Annotated in this window: 15 protein-coding genes and 1 riboswitch; of the genes, 2 read left to right on the top strand and 13 right to left on the bottom strand. The window is 59.8% G+C overall.

Features of this window, described 5'->3' with window-relative positions:
- Positions 1-4 precede the first annotated feature (4 nt).
- The gene (locus G5137_RS18300) at positions 5-2,551 is read right to left on the bottom strand and encodes a putative bifunctional diguanylate cyclase/phosphodiesterase (protein WP_421255770.1); all 2,547 of its coding nucleotides are present in this window, start codon (positions 2,549-2,551) and stop codon (positions 5-7) included.
- Positions 2,552-2,755: 204 nt separating this feature from the next.
- Complete coding sequence (gene prlC, locus G5137_RS18295; protein ID WP_421255769.1) at positions 2,756-4,798, bottom strand: oligopeptidase A; 2,043 nt, start codon at positions 4,796-4,798, stop codon at positions 2,756-2,758.
- 438 nt (positions 4,799-5,236) lie between these two features.
- Positions 5,237-5,322: riboswitch (cyclic di-GMP riboswitch) on the top strand.
- A gap of 50 nt (positions 5,323-5,372) precedes the next feature.
- Between prlC and G5137_RS18290 the strand changes: the two genes are divergently transcribed.
- Together G5137_RS18290 and G5137_RS18285 are read left to right on the top strand one after the other, a co-directional pair.
- A complete protein-coding gene (locus tag G5137_RS18290; RefSeq protein WP_421231683.1) occupies positions 5,373-7,562 on the top strand; it encodes an immunoglobulin-like domain-containing protein in 2,190 nt (729 codons plus the stop codon).
- Positions 7,563-7,730: 168 nt separating this feature from the next.
- On the top strand, positions 7,731-11,237 hold the full coding sequence (locus G5137_RS18285) for a hypothetical protein (protein WP_421231684.1): 3,507 nt from the start codon (positions 7,731-7,733) through the stop codon (positions 11,235-11,237).
- A gap of 83 nt (positions 11,238-11,320) precedes the next feature.
- Here G5137_RS18285 and hemB read toward each other — a convergent pair whose 3' ends face one another.
- The 11 genes from hemB to codB all read right to left on the bottom strand — a co-directional run bounded on the left by hemB (position 11,321) and on the right by codB (position 20,880).
- Positions 11,321-12,337 (bottom strand): porphobilinogen synthase, encoded by a 1,017-nt coding sequence (gene hemB, locus G5137_RS18280; RefSeq protein ID WP_005357271.1) that lies wholly within the window; start codon positions 12,335-12,337, stop codon positions 11,321-11,323.
- Between the two features lie 3 nt (positions 12,338-12,340).
- Complete coding sequence (locus G5137_RS18275; protein ID WP_227341666.1) at positions 12,341-13,126, bottom strand: TatD family hydrolase; 786 nt, start codon at positions 13,124-13,126, stop codon at positions 12,341-12,343.
- A 188-nt stretch (positions 13,127-13,314) separates the two neighbouring features.
- On the bottom strand, positions 13,315-14,070 hold the full coding sequence (gene tatC / locus G5137_RS18270; RefSeq protein WP_005342401.1) for a twin-arginine translocase subunit TatC: 756 nt from the start codon (positions 14,068-14,070) through the stop codon (positions 13,315-13,317).
- Entirely contained in the window at positions 14,067-14,531 is a 465-nt protein-coding gene (tatB, locus tag G5137_RS18265; RefSeq protein WP_110304509.1) for a Sec-independent protein translocase protein TatB, read from the bottom strand. Before tatB ends, tatC begins: the two co-directional genes overlap by 4 nt.
- A 3-nt stretch (positions 14,532-14,534) precedes the next feature.
- Complete coding sequence (tatA, locus tag G5137_RS18260) at positions 14,535-14,786, bottom strand: Sec-independent protein translocase subunit TatA (protein WP_005339385.1); 252 nt, start codon at positions 14,784-14,786, stop codon at positions 14,535-14,537.
- Positions 14,787-14,828: 42 nt separating this feature from the next.
- Positions 14,829-16,469, bottom strand: a complete 1,641-nt coding sequence (ubiB, locus tag G5137_RS18255; RefSeq protein WP_005339383.1) for a ubiquinone biosynthesis regulatory protein kinase UbiB — start codon at positions 16,467-16,469, stop codon at positions 14,829-14,831.
- Positions 16,469-17,077, bottom strand: coding sequence for a ubiquinone biosynthesis accessory factor UbiJ (locus tag G5137_RS18250; protein WP_227341667.1), 609 nt, complete (start codon positions 17,075-17,077; stop codon positions 16,469-16,471). The genes ubiB and G5137_RS18250 overlap by 1 nt, the downstream gene beginning before the upstream one ends.
- A gap of 8 nt (positions 17,078-17,085) precedes the next feature.
- Positions 17,086-17,838, bottom strand: a complete 753-nt coding sequence (gene ubiE, locus G5137_RS18245) for a bifunctional demethylmenaquinone methyltransferase/2-methoxy-6-polyprenyl-1,4-benzoquinol methylase UbiE (protein WP_005342396.1) — start codon at positions 17,836-17,838, stop codon at positions 17,086-17,088.
- 65 nt (positions 17,839-17,903) lie between these two features.
- Positions 17,904-18,281, bottom strand: a complete 378-nt coding sequence (gene crcB / locus G5137_RS18240) for a fluoride efflux transporter CrcB (RefSeq protein ID WP_005339378.1) — start codon at positions 18,279-18,281, stop codon at positions 17,904-17,906.
- Positions 18,282-18,376: 95 nt separating this feature from the next.
- On the bottom strand, positions 18,377-19,642 hold the full coding sequence (locus tag G5137_RS18235; protein WP_106844567.1) for a cytosine deaminase: 1,266 nt from the start codon (positions 19,640-19,642) through the stop codon (positions 18,377-18,379).
- Positions 19,636-20,880 carry a cytosine permease gene (codB, locus tag G5137_RS18230; protein ID WP_421255768.1) on the bottom strand — a complete coding sequence of 415 codons (1,245 nt, stop codon included), beginning with the start codon at positions 20,878-20,880 and terminating at the stop codon, positions 19,636-19,638. The genes G5137_RS18235 and codB overlap by 7 nt, the downstream gene beginning before the upstream one ends.
- Between the last annotated feature and the right edge of the window lie 327 nt (positions 20,881-21,207).

Here is a 21,207-nt window from a genome sequence, read left to right as displayed (position 1 = left end):
ACACCTAACTGATCTGCAGAAACATCCCCTTGTCATTGAGCTGCAGATATTCGGTGAGATCGTCATAGGCCAGCGGGCGGCTGAGCAGATAACCCTGGGTGAAGGCACATCCCTTCTGGCAGAGGAAATTGAGCTGCTCGCGGGTCTCTACCCCCTCAATCACCACCTGCATACCGAGGTTGTGCACTATGTTGATGATGCCGTCCAGCAGCATCCGATCCTGCTCGTTGAAGGGGATATGGCGCACAAAAGAGCGGTCGATCTTGACCAGATCCACTGGGAAAGAGCGCAGATAGTTGAGGGCAGAGTAGCCGGTACCGAAATCATCGATAGCCAGCTTGCAACCCGCCTCGCGCAGGGCATCGATCCGTACCCGGTGCTGATCACTGCTCTCCATCAGCAGAGATTCGGTGATTTCGATGACGATGTCGGCAGGATCGAGCCCGAAGTGCTGGATCACCTTGAGCCACTCGCTCGCCTCAGGGTCGATAGTCTGGAACTCCATGGTGGAGCGGTTAATCGACATCTGCAGATCAGGGAAGCCGGACTGCTGCAACCGCGCCAGATCCCGGCATGATTGCCACAACACCAGCGCACCCAGCCCCTGAATCAACCCCGCCTCTTCCGCCAGCGGGATAAACTCGGCTGGCGATACCTGTCCCCACTGGGGGTGATACCAGCGCACCAGCGCCTCAAGCTTGGCGACCCGACCGCTGCGGTTGTCCCAGATCGGCTGGTAGGCCATGGTTAACTGCTCCAGCTTGATCGCCTCCGCCAGATCCTGTTGCATCTGGTGGCGCTGACGCACCTCTTCCCGCATTGAGGAGCAGTAGGTACCGATCAACCGCCCCTGCCGCTTGGCGGCAAACAACGCTTGTTCGGCGTTTCGCAGCAGCTCGTCACTCTCGCTACCATCGACGGGGCAGAGGGTCATCCCCACGGTTGCCGTAACATAGAGATGCTGGTTGGCCAGCATAAAGGGACGGGTAAAGCTACCGATAACCTGCTTGGCAAACACCTCGGCCTGACGACGGGTGACGATGCCTGGCACCAGAAAGGCGAACTCGTCACCACCGATGCGGGCCACCAGGTCCTCGGTGCGCACCCGGCTCACCAGCCGGTCCGACACCTCCCGCAACAGGGCGTCACCGGCATGGTGATCCATGCTGTTGTTGACCGCCTTGAAGTTGTTGAGGTCGAGCACCATCAGGGCGAAGCGCTCGCCCCGCTCGCAGAAGCGGCTGAGACAGCGACTGAACAGCCAGCGGTTGGGCAGGCTGGTGAGGTTGTCATAGTTGGCCTGTGTGGCGATCTTCTGCTCGGCCAGTTTGGTTTGGGAGAGGTCGCTGAAGATAGCGATGTACTGGCTGATCCTGCCCCCTTCCCGCAGGGTGCTAATCATCAACTGCTGTGGATAGAGCTTGCCATTCTTGCGCTTGTTCCACACCTCACCACGCCATACCCCCACCCGCTCCAGCGCATGGTACATGTCGGCATAGAAGGTCTGATCGTGCAGCCCCGACTTGAGCAGGCTGGGGCGCTGGCCTCGCACCTCGTCACTGCTGTAGCCGGTGATCTGCTCGAAGGCCGGATTGACCGAGATGATGCGGCTATCGGCATCACAGACCAGGATCGCCTCGGAGAGATTGTCATAGACCCGGTGGGAGAGCTTGAGCTGCTCCGCATGGCGCTTGAGAGGATCGATATTCTCCAGCAGCACCATCAGGTAGTCCGGCTGCTGCTGCTTGTCACGGATCAGGGTGACGGTTACCCGCCCCCACAAGATCTGCCCCCCCTTGCAGAAGTAGCGCTTCTCCCGGGTGAAACTGCTGCGCTCGCCACGGCGGATCTCTTCGTAGCAAACGAGGCTGCCCTGCCAATCCTCGGGATGGTTGATGTCGGAGATGGATCGCTGCAGCAACTCGTCGAGGGGATAGCCAAGCATCTGCTCGATGGCCGGGTTGGCCCAGAGGATACGGCCAGCCAGGTCCAGCTTGCCGATCCCCACCGGAGCCTGGAACAGCATGCTCTGCAATGCATGGGACGGTTCAGGCAGAGGGGAGGGCAGCTGTCGTTGCAGCATCAGCGCCAGCTCGCGACCCGCCAACGGAGCAAGCAACCGGAGCAACCCCATCACCTTGCTCATATTGGCCTGCGGCTGACGATAAAGCAGGGCGCAGATACCTATGGTCTCGCCATCTGCATTCCTGAGGACAATCCCGGCATAGGCCTGAGGTTGCCACTCCTGTGCAAGGGGAACGTTGGCAAAGAGCTGAAGCAGACGATCGCTGAACCAGGCTTCCCCCTCCTGCCAGGTAATGGCATCGGGAGAGTCAGTCAGTGGCAGCGTCAGGGCATCGGTGTCAAGGGAGGAGGGATAGACGGTCTGAACCGTCAGGTGGGTAGCATTTGATTCCCTGCTGGCGATCAGGACGACATCAGCCATCACAGCAGCGGCGATTTCACTCACAAAGGTATCGAAATATCCCTGACCGCTCGAGTGAGCCAGACTGGAGATGATTTGACAGACGGAATCGAGTGCTCGCCTCATGGCAAGTGGCTTTCTCTCCTTGAAGGTTAGAACACGACTCTACTGAAGAGCCGTAGGCTGTGCAAATATGCAATCAGCAAGATATTAAAAAGCCTTGAAAAAAGGGACCAAAAGGTCCCTTTTTATCGCAGAAATCACGTCTTGATCCCACTATGGCTCAAAAATGTATCTGCTTGAGGCTCTGTGCAGTCGTGGCCATCAGCCTCATGCGGCAATCCCACTGTGTCTGAGCAGAGCATCCACCTTGGGCTCACGACCACGGAAGGCTCGGAACAGCTCCATCGGCTCCTTCGAGCCCCCCTTCTCCAGAATATTCTTCAGGAAAGATTGTCCGGTGGCCGGGTTGAAGATGCCCTCCTCCTCGAAGCGGGAAAAGGCATCGGCAGAGAGCACCTCGGCCCACTTGTAGCTGTAGTAGCCCGCCGCATAGCCGCCCGCGAAGATGTGGGAGAAGCTGTGCTGGAAGCGGTTAAAGACCGGTGGTGTCATCACCGCCACCTGGCTGCGCACCTCGTCCAGCAGCGCCGGGAGCTGATCCGCTCTGGCCGGGTCAAACTCCTGGTGCAGACGGAAGTCAAACAGGGCGAACTCCAGCTGACGCAGCATCTGCATCGCCGCCTGGAAGTTGCGGGCGGTCAGCATCTTCTCCAGCAGATCGGCAGGCAGCGGCTCGCCGGTCTCGTAGTGGCCGGAGATAAAGGCCAGTGCTTCGGACTCCCAGCACCAGTTCTCGAGGAACTGGCTCGGCAGCTCTACCGCATCCCAGGCCACACCGTTGATGCCGGCCACGCCGGCCACATCGATGCGGGTCAGCATGTGGTGAATGCCGTGGCCAAACTCATGGAACAGGGTGACCACTTCGTTGTGGGTGAACAGCGCCGGTTTACCATCCACCGGGCCGTTGAAGTTGCAGGTCAGGTAGGCCACCGGCTTTTGCAGCGAGCCATCCTGACGGTAGCGACGACCCAGACAGACATCCATCCAGGCCCCGCCCTGCTTGTGCTCACGGGCGTAGAGGTCTAGGTAGAAGCTGCCGCGCAGCTCGTCGTCGGCATCGAAGATGTCGTAGAAACGCACATCCGGGTGCCAGGTGTCGATGCCGAGGCGCTCGCGCACCTTCATGCCAAACACCCGCTTCACCACCTCGAACAGCCCCTTCACCACCTTGCTGGCGGGGAAGTAGGGGCGCAGCTGCTCATCGGAGATGGAGAACTTGTGCTGCTTGAGCTTCTCGGCGTAGTAGGCGAGATCCCAGGCTGCCAGCTCGCTCTGACCGTGCTGCTCGGCGGCGAAGGCGCGGATCTCCTCCAGCTCGGCCTTGCCTTGCGGCAGGGATTTGGCCGCCAGATCGGTGAGGAAGCTCACCACCTGTTCGGTCTTGTCCGCCATCTTGGTGGCCAGGGAGAGCTCGGCATAGTTGGCAAAGCCCAGCAGCTGGGCCAGTTCGCGGCGCAGGGTGAGCAGCTCGCTCATGATGGCGGAGTTGTCCCACTTGCCCGCATTGGGGCCCTGATCGGAGGCGCGGGTGGTGAAGGCCTCATACATCTCGGCGCGCAGCTCGCGGTTGTCCGCGTACATCATCACCGGCAGGTAGGAAGGGATATCCAGAGTGAACAGCCACCCCTCTTTGCCTTTAAGTTCAGCCATCTGACGGGCAGCGGCACGCACACTGTCGGGCAGACCGGCCAATTCGGCTTCATCGGCCACCAGCTTGTGCCAGCCCTGGGTGGCATCCAGCACGTTGTTGCTGAAACGGGAGGCCAGCTCGGAGAGGCGGGCCTGAATCTCGCCGTAACGCTGCTGCGCCTCGGCAGGCAGACCGATGCCGGAGAGGCGGAAGTCACGCAGGGTATTCTGGATCTCCTTGCGCTGGGCGCCGCTCAGCAGCGGGAAATCATCGCTCTGGGAGAGGGCCAGATAGGCCTGATAGAGCCCTTCATGCTGACCGACATAGGTCTGGAATTCGGAGAGCAACGGCAGGCAGGCGTCATGGGCCTCGCGCAGCGCTTCGCTGTTGAGTACGGAGTTGAGGTGGCTGACCGGTGACCAGATCCGTGACAGGCGGTCATTTACCTCTTCCAGCGGGGCAATCAGGCTATCCCAGGTATGGGGATCACGCTGGGCCAGCACATCGCTGATCTTCTGCTTGCAATCAGCAATCGCCTGAATCACGGCAGGCTGCACCTGCTCCGGCTTGATCTGGCTGAAAGGGGGCAGCGAATCCATTGTCAGCAAAGGGTTATTCATCCCGGTTACCTCTTGTTTGGTCTTGAACAGACCGCTTTAGCAGCTCTGTATGGCTTTCTAACATGTGGCCAAGCCACGCAATAATCAAGCGGGAATCCGCCGCAACCCTGTACTTTTCCAGCCATTGCGACCCGGATCTCTGCCGTTGCTGCAGTTTTGCCATCAACAGCCAGTAACAGGATGAATCTGTGGGCCTTTTTTGGCTCTTATCGCTACTTTCAAGGGGCAAAAAGCCGCCATTTACCGGCGCCACAGCTGCCAGCCAAGTACCGTCATGCTCAATCATGGAAACGGATAAAATGTGGGGGCGTGTAACAAATTATCAATATTTTTCAGTTAATTAGAATCAAAACCAACTATTGATTAATTTATTTTCAAGCATCTATCATAGGCAACCTGCCATGCAGGTCACTTGATTCTCTGTGCTGCACAGAAATCGGGTGAAAAAGGCAAAGTGACCCGAAAGGGCGCGACGCAAAGCCACCGGTCTAAGGGAAAACACCTATGACAGCGGGGCTGCCCCCGGGGACGTCCGATCACAATCGACGCCCCATTTGCACCGTACGGAGAGACGATGAACAAACTCAAATTATCCCTGCTTGGCTGCCTGCTCGGCATGGGCGCCCCCATGGCATATGCCGCCAGTGCCGGTCAGGCGATGGTCAACCCCCAGTCCGGCGTAGTAGTCGGCTATTGGCACAACTGGTGTGACGGCTCGGGCTACAAGGGCGGTATCGCCCCCTGCGTCAAGCTCGATCAGGTCAACCCGCAATACAACGTGGTCGATGTCTCCTTCATGAAGGTCTATGGCAGCGATCCCATCCCCACCTTCAAGCTCGACCCGGCCATCGGCATGAGCGAAAGCCAGTTTATCGAGCAGATTGCCGAGCTGAACCGTCAGGGCCGTGCCGTGCTGCTGGCGCTGGGCGGTGCCGATGCACACATCGAGCTGCGCAAGGGTCAGGAGCAGGCCTTTGCCGACGAGATCATCCGTCTGGTGGAGACCTATGGCTTCGACGGACTGGATATCGACCTGGAACAGGCCGCCATCACTGCCGCCGACAACCAGACCGTGATCCCGGCGGCCCTGCGGCTGGTCAAGGATCACTACCGCGCCCAGGGGAAAAACTTCCTCATCACCATGGCGCCGGAGTTCCCCTATCTGACCCAGACTGGCGCCTACATCCCCTATATCCGCAATCTGGAAGGGTTCTACGACTGGATCAACCCTCAGTTCTACAACCAGGGTGGCGACGGTATCTACATCGATGGGATCGGCTGGATTGCCCAGAACAACGATGCCCTGAAAGAAGAGTTCATCTACTACATGGCGGATTCGCTGAGCAACGGTACCCGCGGCTTCTACAAGATCCCCCATGACAAGCTGGTGTTCGGTATTCCGACCAACATTGACGCCGCCGCCACCGGCTATGTGCAGGATCCGCAGAAGCTCTACAACGCCTTCAACCGCCTGAAGAGCGAGGGGCAACCGCTGCGTGGCGTGATGACCTGGTCCATCAACTGGGACATGGGCCGCAACGCCGCCGGTCAGTCCTACAACGAATCCTTCATCAAGAGCTACGGCCCCTTCATCCACGATCAGGAGATCACGCCCCCGGTCGACAACGGCAAGCCGGTGTTCAGCGGCCTGAGCGATACCCGCATCAAGCAGGGTACCGCCTTTGATCCGCTGGCAGGTGTCAGCGCCAACGACAAGGAAGATGGCGACCTGACTGGCCAGATCCAGGTGGAAGGCTCGGTAGACAGCCAGCGCATCGGCCTCTACCCCCTCACCTACAAGGTGAGCGATCGCGACAACAACGTCACCGAGCAGGTACGTACCATCGAGGTCTACAGCATGAAGCCGGTGTTCAGCGGTGTCACCGACACCACGCTGGAACTGGGTACCGCTTTCGATCCGATGACAGGCGTCAGCGCCCATGATGAAGAAGATGGCGACCTGACCGCCCAAATCAAGGTCAGCGGCAACGTCGACAGCAGCAAGGTCGGCCGCTACACCCTCACCTATCAGGTGAGCGACAGCGCCGGTCAGCAGGTAACCCAGCAGCGCAACGTGACCGTCAGGGAGCAGGGCGCCGTCTGTGAAAACAGCTGGGATGCCAAGAAGGTCTATGTGGGCGGCGACATCGTCAGCCACAACGGCAAGAACTGGCTGGCTGGCTGGTGGACCCAGAACGAAGAGCCGGGTACCACGGGTGACTGGGGCGTCTGGCGCGTACAGGGCGACAGCGACTGCGGCGGCACAACGCCACCCGTCGAAGGCAGCAGCGACTTCACCGTCAGCGCCATGGCGAGCGAGTACACCATAGTCAACGGTCAGGTCAGCATCCGCTTCAACCTGACCACCGCCAACCCGGTACAGATCACCGCGACTCTGGAGCAGAGCAGCCACAGCCACGGTACCACCAGCAGCCAGGTGAACGGCACCAGCACCTTGGTACTGCAGGGCAGCAATGTGACCGATGGCAGCTACGAAGTAGTCATCACCGGTCTGGCAGATGGCCAGCAGCCGGTGGTACAGCGCTTCCCGGTTGCGCTGACCGAAGAGAGCAACGGCGGTAGCGAAGGTGACTACCCGGCCTACGCCCCCAACACCGGCTATCAGGCCGGTGATCGGGTCAGCAATGCCGGTGGCAACTACGAGTGCAAACCCTGGCCCTACAGCGGCTGGTGTGGCGGCTCGACCAGCCACTATGCACCGGGTACCGGCTCTGCCTGGAGCGATGCCTGGATCAAACTCTGACCTTGCCCCAACCACTAACGGAGGCCGACAGGCCCCCGCCCATATCCTGCCCGTCAGCCACGCTGCCGATGGGCAGGATGCACTGACCCGGACGGGTTAGCCCCTCTCTTTTACATGCTTGCCAAGCACCAAAAAACGTCCAACAACAACCAAGATAAGGAAATCACCATGCCAAGAACCACCAAGCTTGCCACCCTGCTCGGACTGCTGCTGTCGGCCCATGTCGTGGCCGATGAGCGCGAACAAGCCTATTTCAAACAAACCTATCAGGAGCACTACGAGCAGATGACGGCGCGTCTCGCCGCGCTGCATCAGAGTGCGGCTGACGAGCAGAACGTGATCATCAAGGATGGCAAGCGCCACCTTGCCATCAACGGCCTGCTCTACCCGCTGACAGCGGATAACCACATCCTGTTCGATCTGCCCAAACCCCACTTTTTCGACGAAACAGCCATTCGTAACGTCTTTGATTTCTTCGATGAGGAGTGGGAGCTGACCTGGTACGACGGTGGGGTCGTTGCGGTCAACAAACGCTTTGGCAACTATGACTACGGCAACGGCTGTCTGCTGGAGTACTTCCCCCACGGCCAGATCCAGAATGGCGAACGCACCCGGGTGGTGATGGAGACCAGCTCCTGCAGCGTCAACTCGTTTGCCACCTCGTTGCAATATCTGGACAAAGGCGAGGAGCTGACGGCCGATCAGCTGGGGCTGGACGCCAGCCTGATCACGGCGGTCGAGCGCTATCAGGATCGGCTCTATGTCAGCCAGAACGGCAATCCGGGCCATGTGGCCATTATCGATATCCCGAGCCGCCAGCAGATTGGCGAGATCCGCGGCACCGCAACCGACAGTGCCACGGCCTACAACCAGGTCAGCGAACTGTTTGTCCGCAACAACCTGCTCTACGTGGTCTCGCGCTACTCGCACCGGGTCGATATCTTCGATCTGGCCGATGAACATCGCCATGTCACCACCCTGGGAACCGGTCGAGATTCCGGCAGCAACAGCCTGCACCGCGCCCAGGCCGTCTTTGCCAATCAGGATTACGTACTGGTGGCCGATGCGCTGAGCGAGATCAAGGTCTACCGCCAGCAGGATGTGACGCCGGAGAACAGCCTCCAGACCCCCATCGCCGGTCGGCTCGCCTTTGAAGGAAAATACAGCCACCGTCTGGTGCAACTCCATCAGGTGGGTGACTATCTCCTGGCCCACACCGCCGGCAAAAACTACTACATCTATGACCTGCGCAAACTGGCTGATGCCATCGCCAGCAACATCCCGCTGGCGCCTGAGCAGGTGATCGCCGACAGCAATCTGCAAAAAATCGACATGGATGGCGATCGGCTGGTGGTGAACTTCAAGGACCGCATCGAGTGGCATGATGCCGATACCCTGATCGCCAACGACTTTCAGTTCAAGCACCCGACCTTTACTGTCCGGGAGATCAACCAGCAGCCCGTGGCGGCGCTGAAAGATCTCCAGCTGGCGGGCTCGGCGCTTGTCACCGCCAACGAGCGTGGCCTGGGTTTCAACCAGCTGCTGAGCAAGGAGATCAGCTTCACGGCCGACGAGCAGTTGCCGGCTCGCCCGCTGATCTTCGATCAGCTGATGCCGGCCGCAGTCAGCTACATACTGCGCAATGACGAACCCTACGAGGTGCTGATCGATCGCGCCCAGCGTTCGGTCAACATCAATTCGCTGGTCAAGACCGAGCTGCTTGATAACGACACGGTGCGCATCACCAACTATGCAGCCAGAGAGCTGCATGACATCAATATCGAGTCACGCCTGAACGGTATCAACAAGTGGCTGATCCTGGGCCAGCTCGATCGCCTGCCCGCCTATGCCCAAATCACCCTGCCACTGAGCGCCTTTGGCGAACAGGGACGCTTCAACAGCGCCAGCCGCGATGGTGTGTTTGATCTCAACAAGCTGCTCGACAACAGCATCAATCTGCCTGCCCAGTTCGAGCATAGGTTCAGCTCCAACTCGGATCCGTTTGCCCAGAAGCTGGCACGCCTCAAGCCAAGCTGGAACGTGCGCTTCGCCACCAACACCAGCGGCTCCTGGCGCCCCATCAATGCCCTCTACGCTCGCGAATGGCTGATCATCGCCACCAACCTGGCCTACATGGTCTCGACCGAGGAGTTCAAACACGTCTGGTACAACTTCAAGGCGGTGAACGGCTACGAGATGTTCGGCAATGGCGGCAACAGCTATGTGCCGAACGGGATCTTTACGGCAGCCGATTATGACTACTACTACCACAGCCTGATGAAGCGCCCCTACCTCAACCTGGGGATCACCGCCATGGGGGGCGGGCTGGGGAGTGGTGGCATCACCGGGGTCGATACCTTTAACTTTGTCAGCCACTACTACGGCAGCTGGGGCATCATTGCCCACGAATTTGGCCACGGCTTCGATGGGAAGTCCTACAGCCATGAGAGCGCGTTTGCCCGTGGCAGCCACGGCTGGCATCCCCTGATGACGGGTATGGCCAACTACCATATCCGCAAGGGCGACCTGCCCTATCTGGACGATGATCTCAACGGCTTCCACAAGCCGGAAAACGACATCTATCGCTACAACTCGGTCAGCCAGGGGGCTCGCAAGCACCGCGCTGACAGCCACATGTACTATACCGACCACTACTTCATGCAATTCTCCACCATGCCGCAAGGCTGGGTAGCCAACGGCAGCGACTTCAGTGCCGGGCAGCTGGCGGCCCTGAACAATCAGGAGCGACTGCTGATGGGCTGGATCCCCAAGGAGTCGGAGAAAGGCAATCTCTGCCGGTTCACCTTCCAGGATGGCGAACAGTACTACGGGTACGTCGAACAGCGGGCTGATGGTCTGCTCTGTGATGCCGGATCCCTGATCCGTTATCGTCAGCCCGATGGCCAGTTTGTGCCGCTGGTCTCGGCCATCAACCAGTTTGACTGGCTGTCACTCCACCACAAGGGCAAGCTGGATCAGCCAGTGCTGCACCAGAATGGTCGCCAGCTCTGCTACAAGAATGTGGCGAGCTTTTACGGTATCGGCTTCGTCAATGACAACAAACAGTGCACCCAGTTGCCCAACGTCTATCAGACCAATGGCAAGCACTGGCTGACCAGCTCCGGCTGGACCGGTCTGACCTACCTGAGCGGAGACTTCATCCTGCCCACGACCGGCAGCAGCAGTGACTTCACCGTCACCGATCTGGCGTCCGAATATCTCATCGTCAACGGCGCGCTCGACTTCAGCCTGACGCTGACCACCGCCAACCCGGTGACCGTCACCGCGACCCTGTTGCAGGGTGGCAATCCGGTCGCCACCGGCAGCGCCCTGATCGATGGTCAGGGTTCCCTGCAGCTGGCACAGTCTGGCCTAGCGGCCGGCAGTTACGAGCTGCTGCTGGCGGGCATGGCAGAGGGGAGCAAACAGGGCTTCGAGCGCCGCTTCACCCTGGCGTTGGTGGAACAGGCACCGGGTGGTGACAGTGACGGTGGTAACGGCAGCTACCCGGCCTATGTTGCGGGCACCGCTTATCAGAGTGGCGAACGGGTCAGCAATGCCGGTGGTGACTACGAGTGCAAACCCTGGCCCTACAGCGGCTGGTGTGGCGGCTCGACCAGCCACTATGCACCGGGTACCGGCAGCCACTGGAGCGATGCCTGGACCAAGCTGTAATCATCCGCTCGTGACCAAAAGAGAGCCATAACGACAGAGGGGGAGCCATCGGCTCCCCCTCTCGTTTATCTCTTCAACCCGGCTTAACGGGCATCTTCTTTCAGCCACTGCGCCACGCGCTTGGCGAAATAGGTGAGGATGCCATCGGCCCCGGCCCGCTTGAAGCAGAGTAGAGACTCCATGATGGTCTCCTTCTCTTTCAGCCAGCCGTTCTGGATCGCCGCCATGTGCATGGCGTACTCGCCGCTGACCTGATAGGCGAAAGTCGGCACGCCGAACTGATCCTTCACCTGACGAACCACGTCCAGATAGGGCATGCCCGGCTTGACCATCACGCTGTCGGCCCCTTCCTGAATATCCAGCGCCACTTCGTGCAGGGCTTCGTTACTGTTGGCCGGATCCATCTGATAGGTGGCCTTGTTGCTCTTGCCGAGGTTGCCGGCAGAGCCAACCGCATCGCGGAATGGGCCGTAGTAGCAGGAAGCGTACTTGGCGGAGTAGGCCATGATCTGGGTGTTGATGAAGCCATTCTCTTCCAGCGCAGCGCGGATGGCGCCGATGCGGCCATCCATCATGTCGGACGGCGCGACTATATCGACCCCGGCTTCGGCGTGGGAGAGCGCCTGCTTGATCAGGATCTCGGTGGTGATGTCGTTCAGCACATAGCCTTCGTCATCGATGATGCCGTCCTGACCGTGGGTGGTGAACGGATCGAGCGCCACGTCGGTGATCACCCCGAGCTCCGGGAAGCGAGCCTTGAGGGCGCGCACGGTGCGCTGGGCCAGCCCGTTCGGGTTGTAGGCCTCTTCCGCCATCAGGCTCTTGCTCTCCAGCGGAGTGACCGGGAACAGGGCGATGGCAGGCACGCCCAGCTCCACCAGCTCGGCGGCTTCCTCCAGCAGCAGATCGATGGAGAGACGCTCCACCCCCGGCATGGAGGGAACGGCTTCCCGGCGGTTCTCCCCCTCCAGCACGAACACCGGATAGATGAGATCGTTGACGGTCAGTACGTTCTCGCGCACCAGACGACGGCTGAAATCATGTTTGCGCAGACGGCGCAGGCGGCGGCCCGGAAAGGCGCCCGGAAGAGTTGTAGCCATGAATCACTCCTGGAGAGGAAGTTGGAAGAACGCGGCGGAGGTGGCCCGGGTATGGGCCAGCAAGGCCTCGGGCGCTTCACCACGACAGGCCGCCACCACCTGGGCGATGTGCGGCAAAAAAGCGGGTTCGTTGCGTTTCGGGCGCGGTTTCAGATCTCGCGGCACCAGATAGGGGGCATCGGTCTCGATCATCAGCCGACCGGCCGGAATACGCGCTACCTGTTCGCGCAGCAGCTGACCACGGCGCTCATCGCAGAGCCAGCCGGTCACCCCGATATGCAGCCCCAGCGCCAGACACTCGTCCAGCTCCTCGTCGGAACCGGTGAAGCAGTGCAGCACGGCTCCCGGTAGTTTCGGCAGCCAGGGACGGAGGATCTCGATAAAACGGGCGTGGGCATCGCGGCAGTGGAGAAACACCGGCATCCGGAGCTCAGCAGCCAGTGCCAGCTGGGCGTCGAATACCGCATCCTGCACCGGGCGGGGGGAGAAGTCGCGGTTGTAGTCGAGACCGCACTCGCCAATAGCCACCACCTGCGGCAAGGCTGCCAGCTCGCGCAAGGCGGGCAGGGTCGCCTCATCGACACTCTTGGCATCGTGAGGGTGTACCCCGGCGGTGGAGAAGCAGTAGCCCGGCCAGCGGGCGGCCAACTCGGCGCTCTCGCGGCTGCCAGCCAGATCGGTACCGGTGAGGATAAGCGCTTCCACCCCGGCGGCACGGGCACGGGCCACCAGCTCAGCCTGCTCGCCGGCGAACTGGCTGCTGGTCAGGTTTAAACCGATATCGATCATGGGATGAGACGTTCCGAACAAAAGGAATACATATCAGGTATTTGAAAACCATCTACCGAATGGGGTCTTACCATACGCCTCGAACGGGAGCATGAAAAGAGGAAGGGAGCCTCAGCTCCCCTCGTTCTGCTATTCCTGCGGACGTCGTCATCCTCTCGCCGTCCGGCAAACAGGTGACGAACAGAGCCTCAGCTCTCCACATCCGGTTGTTCCTGTTGCTCTTCATCCTCTTTCTTCACGTAGAAGCGGGCGAAGAACAGACCTATCTCCCACAGCGCCCACATCGGGATGGCGAGCAGGGTCTGGGAGAAGACATCAGGCGGCGTCAGCAGCATGCCGACCACAAACACCCCGACAACGACGTAGGGACGTTTCTCCTTCAGGTTTTGCGGTGTGGTCACGCCGGTCCAGCAGAGCAGTATGGTGGCCACCGGAATTTCGAACGCCACCCCGAATGCGAAGAACAGGGTCAGTACGAAGTCCAGATAGCTGGCGATGTCGGTCGCCACCGTCACCCCGGCGGGTGCGGTACTGGTGAAAAAACCGAACACCAGCGGGAACACCACGTAGTAGGCGAACGCCATACCCGCATAGAACAGCAGGGCACTGGAGACCACCAGCGGCATGATCAGCCGCCGCTCATGCTGGTACAGACCGGGGGCGATAAAGGCCCAGGCCTGATAGAGCAGATAGGGGATCGCCACGAAGAAGGAGACCACCAGGGTCAGCTTGATCGGCGTCAGGAAGGGGGTCGCCACATCCGTCGCGATCATGCTGGTCCCTTCCGGCAGCTGGCTGAGCAGCGGCTGGGCCACGAAGTCGTAGATGTTGTTGGAGAAGTAGATCAGCGCCAGAAACACCACGAGGATGGCGGTAATGGAGCGCAGCAAGCGGGTTCTCAGCTCAACCAGATGGCTGATCAGGGGTTGTTCGGCCTGACTCATGACTTCACCTCCCCTTTTACTGCGGAGTCGCTGACCGGCACCAGCTCGCTCTCCCGCTGGCTGTTGACCGGCGGCACGTCGTGGCTCAGCTGCACCGCAGGCTCAACCGGCGTGGCAGGCTCAGCCTGGGCGACCGGCTCGGGGCGCGGCGGACGGATCTCGTTCTCCACCTGATAGGGGCGATTGACCGACTGGGCCGCCGCTTTGAGCTGTTCGATGGACTCCTGCAGCTCGGGGCTCAGGTTGCTCATCTGCAACTGTTCGGCCTTCTTGAGGTCGTTATGCAGCTCTTGCAACTTGAGCTCCTGCTCCAGCTCGGACTTGACCGAGTTCGCGGTCGAACGAATGAGGCGGATCCAGTGGGTAGCCGTGCGGATGGCAACCGGCAGCCGCTCGGGCCCCAGTACCACCAGTGCTACCACACCGATAACGACCAGCTCCCAAAAACCGATATCGAACATGGCTTAGGCCTGGTCTTTGTCTTTCTGCTTGGCGGTCTCACTGCTCTGAGTGGCCGCTTCGTTCAGCTGTTTCGGGGGAAACTCGGCATCTTTCTGCTCGGCCTTGGCATCAGCCGGCTCGTCGGAGAGGGCTTTCTTGAACCCTTTGACCGCCGCGCCCAGATCACCGCCAATGCCGCGCAGTTTCTTGGTACCGAACAGCAGCACGACGATGACTGCAATGATCAACAATTGCCAAATACTGATACCACCCATGATTTTCTCTCCAGAACAGGCGCCTGACGGCGCGGTTGTTGATTAATGGGAACGGGTTCGCAACCAGCCGACCAGCCAGCAGAGGGCTGCACCGGCGAGACTGGCTTGTCCCCACTCAATGTGTTGTTTTTGGGTCAGCAAGAATACACCCGCCAATAGCAGGCTGGCTCCAACCCCTAAGAGGTAGCGGGCCTGCCCCTGCCGACGGCTGTGACGGCGGAACTCGGCAAACATCTGGTCGAAATGACGCTGCTGATGACGGGTCTGACGCAGGGTCTCATAGACCAGCTCCGGCAGCTCCGGCAGCTTCTCCGCCCAGAATGGCGCCTTCTCCTTGATAGCGTTCAATACCGACTTGGGCCCGACCTGTTCGTGCATCCAGTTTTCGAGGAACGGCTTGGCGGTCTGCCACAAATCGAGTTGCGGGTAGAGCTGACGCCCCAACCCTTCCACATAGAGCAGGGTCTTTTGCAGTAGCACCAGCTGCGGCTGCACCGTCATATGGAAGCGGCGCGCGGTGTTGAACAGGTTGAGCAGCACGTGACCGAACGAAATTTCGGAGAGCGGCTTCTCGAAGATGGGCTCCAGCACGGTGCGGATGGCGAACTCGAACTCATCCACCTTGGTGTCTGCCGGTACCCAGCCCGACTCCACATGCAGCTCCGCCACCCGACGATAGTCACGGTTGAAGAAGGCGAGGAAGTTCTCCGCCAGATAGCGTTTATCTTCCCGATTGAGGGTACCGACGATGCCGCAGTCGATGCCGATCCAGAGCGGGTTTTCCGGATGTTCGTAAGAGACGAAGATGTTGCCCGGGTGCATGTCGGCGTGGAAGAAGCTGTCGCGGAACACCTGGGTGAAGAAGACCTCGACCCCGCGCTCGGCCAGCAGCTTCATATTAGTGCCGTTGGCTTCCAGCGCCGGTATATCGGAGACCGGAATACCGTAGATGCGCTCCATCACCAGCACCTGCTCGCGGCAGAGGTCGGTAATGATTTCAGGCACATAGAGCGCCTCGGAGCCGGTGAAATTGCGGCGTAGCTGGATGGCATTGGCCGCTTCACGCATCAGATTCAGCTCGTCGAGGATGGTCTTGCGATACTCCTCCACCACCTCGATGGGGCGCAGTCGCGCGCTCTGGGGCACGAAGCGGGCCACCAGACGGGCCAGCGCCTGCATCAACCGCAGGTCAGCCTCGATGACCGGCTCGATGTCGGGACGGATCACCTTGATGACGATCTCGCGGCCACTCTCCTTCAGGCGGGCGGTATGCACCTGCGCGATGGAGGCCGACGCCAGAGGCGTCTCGTCGAAGTCGTCAAACAGGGTTTCGATGGGACAACCCAGGCTCAGCTCGATCTGCTGGCGCGCCGCCTGACCACAGAAGGGGGGCACCCTGTCCTGCAGCAGGGCCAGCTCTTCGGCGATATCCGGCGGCAACAGGTCGCGGCGGGTCGAGAGCATCTGGCCAAACTTGATGAAGATGGGGCCGAGAGCCTCGAAAGCGAGGCGGATGCGGGCACCGCGGCTGAGATCCGGTTGTTTGTTCTTGAGCCAGAACAGGGAGCGACGGGCCAGACGACCCGGCCAGGGTTGATAGCGGGCGGGCACCAGTTCGTCGATGCCCTGCTCCAGCAGGATGGTGATGATGCGATAGAGGCGTTTGAACTCCTTCGGGGTCATCAGGTCACCTGCTGTTCGAAGCGGGCCAGCCGCAGTTCGACGGCCTTGAGCTGCTGGGCCAGCACCTCGACGTCATCGTTGAAACTCGCCACTTCCAGCGGGCTGGGGGCGAGGCGGGCCTCTTCGGTCAGATATTCCGCCAGCTGGCTGCGGGTGCGGCACAGCTCGCGGCCGAAAAGACGACGCGCCTGACGGGCACCGCTGAACAGGGTGTGGGCAACGACATCGCCGGTATAGCGCGACAGCTCCTCTTCCCAGTCGATATCCAGCTCGCCCAGCAGCACGCTGAATGCCTGTACCAGCTGGGGATCACCGCTCAGATCCAGCTTCTCCTCGCGGATATAGCGGGTCAGGGCGGAAGGGTCTTTCAGCAGACCGAGGGCGGTCAGGGAGAGACTGAGCACCGCATCGGCCTCCCCTTCATGCTGGGCCAGCACATCCAGCCGACGCTCGGAGAAGACAAACCAGAGCGGCTTGAGTTCACGCAGCTCCAGCTTGAGCACCTTGCCCACCAGTTTGCGCAGCCGCTCCGGGCTCTGTTTGTCCAGCGCCAGCAACTGGTTGAGGCTGGTTTCGATCACCGCGGTGACCATGGCATCCATCGGCATAGGCAACCTTAAAACTTGTAACCGCGGTGCAGGGCGACCACACCCTGAGTCAGATTGAAGTACTCCACCTGCTCGAAACCGACATTTTCCATCATGCCTGCCAGAGTCTGCTGATCCGGGTGCATGCGGATGGACTCTGCCAGATATTTGTAGCTTTCACTGTCGTTCGCGACAATTTCGCCCATTTTCGGCAGCAATTTGAAGGAGTAGAGATCATAGAGCTTGGCGATCACTTCACTGACCGGCTTGGAGAACTCCAGCACCAGCAGACGGCCACCCGGCTTGAGCACCCGGAACATGGAGGCGAGCGCCTTGTCCTTGTCGGTGACGTTGCGCAGGCCGAAACCGATGGTAATCACATCGAAGTGGTTATCCGGGAAGGGGAGCGCCTCGGCATTGGCCTGCACGTAGGAGACGTTGTTGGCGACCCCCAGATTGCGCAGCTTGTCGCGGCCCACTTTCAGCATGGAATCGTTGATATCCGCCAGCACCACCTGACCAGTCTCGCCGACGATGCGGGAGAACTTGGCGGTCAAGTCACCGGTACCTCCGGCCAGATCCAGCACCTTCTGGCCCTTGCGCACACCGGAACAGTCGATGGTGAAGCGCTTCCACAGGCGGTGGATGCCGAACGACATCAGATCGTTCATCAGATCATACTTGGCTGCCACCGAATGGAAGACACCTGCTACCAGAGTTTCCTTCTCGGTCGCGGCCACGGTTTTAAAGCCAAAATGCGTTGTCGTTGCTTGTTCTGACATCCCTTAAACACCCATAGAGCAAAGAATGGCCGCCAGTTTACCAGAGCCACTGGCGTCCGGACACCTTAAACCCGGCTCGCAACCAACTGCATGCCCAGCACCACCATGGCCAGACAGAGGAAGAGATTGAGACCGATATTGAGCAGCGCTTTCAGATAGGCCCCATGTTGAGCCAGCACCACCGTATCGAGGGCAAAGGAAGAGAAAGTAGTCAGGGCACCGAGGATCCCCACCATCAGCAGCGGCTTCATCGGGTGTTCTACCACATGACCATGACTAATGAGGGCGAATGCCACCCCCATGATGAAAGAGCCCACCACGTTGACCACCAGAGTCCCGTAAGGAAAGTGGCGCCCCAGCAGCAAGGCCATCAGTTCGGCAATCCCAAAACGAAGGCAGGCGCCGATGGCGCCCCCTGCAGCAACATAGAACCAGGTTTGCATGGTGTCACTCCCTCAGGGTCAGACCGCCATTATGTCGCAATGGCGGCCCTTGTGCCCAGAGGCGGAACTAATCGACATCCAGCCTGATTGAAATCTCAGCGGCGAAAATCGATGGGCTCTGGCTCACCCAGCACGATTTCGGTCTGGGCCGGGCGGGTCTGGGCAATCACCTTGCCGTGGCGGATCGAGTAACGCACCGGCACCTGACGGCGCACCGCATCGAAGCCGTTGTCGGCAGGCAGGATCAACAGGTTGGCCGGTTTGCCCACCTCTATGCCATAACGATCCTGCACGTTCAGGGTGCGGGCGCTGTGGCTGCTGATCAGCTTCAGACCGTCGTTGATCTGCTCGTAGCCCATGATCTGGCAGACATGCAGCCCCATGTGCAACACCTGCAACATGTTGGCGGTGCCCATGGGGTACCAGGGATCGAACACATCGTCGTGACCGAAGCAGACGTTGATGTTCGCCTCCAGCATCTCCTTCACCCGGGTAATGCCGCGGCGTTTGGGATAGGTATCGAACCGTCCCTGCAGGTGAATGTTCACCAGCGGATTGGCCACGAAGTTGATGTCCGCCATCTTCAGCAGCCGGAACAGGCGGGAAGCATAAGCGCCGTTGTAGGAGTGCATGGCGGTGGTGTGACTGGCGGTGACTCTATGACCGATACCCCGCTCGTAGGCCAGGGTCGCCAGCGTCTCGATAAAACGGGACTGCTCGTCATCGATCTCGTCACAGTGCACATCGACCAAAACCTGATACTTCTCGGCAAGATCGAAGATGTAATGCAGACTTTCGACCCCATATTCCCGGGTAAACTCGAAGTGGGGGATCGCACCAATCACGTCGGCACCCAGCTTGAGCGCCTCCTCCAGCAGTGCCTTGCCATTCGGGTAGGAGAGGATCCCCTCCTGCGGGAAGGCGACGATCTGCAGCTCCACCCACTCCTTCATCTCTTCCCGCACCTCCAGCATCGCCTTGAGCGCGACCAGATTGGGATCGGAGACATCGACGTGAGTACGGACAAACTGGATGCCGTTGGCGATCTGCCACTTCAGCGTCTGGATGGCGCGCTGTTTCACATCCTCATGGGTCAGCAGCGCCTTGCGCTCGGCCCAGCGCTCGATCCCCTCGAACAGGGTGCCGGAGAGGTTCCAGCTCGGCTCGCCCGCTGTCTGGGTGGTATCGAGGTGAATGTGGGGTTCGATAAAGGGAGCGATCGCCAGACCGCCCTCCCCGTCCAGCACCCGACCGGCGACGGCATGTTCGTCATGGGGTTCGATGGCTGTGATGACCCCATCCTGACAACGGATCTGCCACAACCCTTCCCGATCGGCCAAACGAATATGTTGAATCAGCATTTGTTAGCTTCCTGTACCAGAACCGGCCGCTGGGTGAGGCGAACCAGAATGAAATAGGTGAAGGCGGCGCCCAATACCGCGTTGAGTGGCACTATGCCCGGCAGCCACTTGCCGACAGCCACCCCGACTGCCGTGGCGACCAGCGCCTGCCAGCGCACCGTCTCGAACTGCTGATCGGCAAACTTACGGTAACGCTCACGATTGAGCAGGAAATCCATGATGATAATGCCACCAATCGGGGGAATTGCCGTACTCAAAAAGGCCAGCCAGCCGACAAAGTTGTTGTAAAGCCAGAGGGCGCAAGCGGTACCGATGAGGCCGTTGATCACGCAGAGGGGCTTGCTCTTGAGGCCGGTAATGTTGGCAAATCCGAGACCGGAGGCGTAGAGAGCGTTGTCGTTGGTGGTCCAGATATTGAGACCCAGCACCAGAATGGCGGGGATCAGTAAACCCTGCATCAACATCACTTCCGATATATCGGCCTGCCCGGTCACCGCCGCACCGGCAGCACCGAAGACGAACATTAGCGTGTTGCCCAAAAAAAACGCCACCATGGTAATCATGACGGCGCCCCAGGGTTTGCGACCAAATCGGACAAAGTCGGCGGTCAGAGTTCCTGCACTGATAAAGGAACCGACCACCATGGTCAGCGCCGTGGTGAACTCGATAGGATTGGTCGGTTGTACCTGCTGCAGCGCCGCCATGCCACCGGTCGAGGTCACCGCCAGCCAGACCGAGTAACCGCCGAGCAGCGCAATGGCCGGCACGGCCACAAAGCTCAGCACCATCAGGGCGGAGATCCCGAAGTAGACGGTCACCGTCATCAACATGCCCGAAATGGCGATCAGCCAGTTCACATCGATCCCAGTCGCCTTCTGTACCGGCAGGGCAAACATCGCCACGCCCACGCCAAACCAGCCGACCTGAGTGCCACCCAGCAGCAGGGATGGCAGCCAGGAACCTTTCACCCCAAACGAGTAGCGCGCCAACAGATGGGTAGAGAGACCGGTTGAGGCACCGATATAACCGAGACAAGCGGTGTAGATACCCAGCAGCAAGTTGCCGATCAGTACCGCCTTGATGAAGTCATCGAACACCAGCCCAGCGCCCAGCGCACCACCGGTCCACATGCTGGCAGAGAAGAAGGTCAGGCCGAGCATCACCAGCATCAACGACAGCACACCTTTGCGCCCTTTGGCGGGTACCGCCCCCAAACAGTATTCGTTATCCTGCGCCATGCTCTTTCTCCACGTAATAGGCAAAACGCGCCGGATTTTACATGTAAAACGTTTTACGTCAATCAATCATGGTTAAATCTCTGGATAAAACCATCAATAACAGTCAAATGAGTAACACACCGGGACTCAAATCAGCAGATAAACAGTGTCGGCTGCAAGCAGAGGGGGTTGTGGGAATAGGGAATGTAAGGGGATATCACAAAAATGACAGATGCAAAAAAGCCTCCCTTTTCAGGGAGGCTTTCTATTTAATGGTGCTGATACCCAGAATCGAACTGGGGACCTCATCCTTACCAAGGATGCGCTCTACCGACTGAGCCATATCAG

Source organism: Aeromonas sp. 600282 (assembly GCF_049175755.1).
GTDB lineage: Bacteria > Pseudomonadota > Gammaproteobacteria > Enterobacterales > Aeromonadaceae > Aeromonas > Aeromonas veronii_A.
The sequence above is the reverse complement of the archived record's forward strand: the minus strand, read 5'-3'. Positions and strand labels throughout refer to the sequence as shown.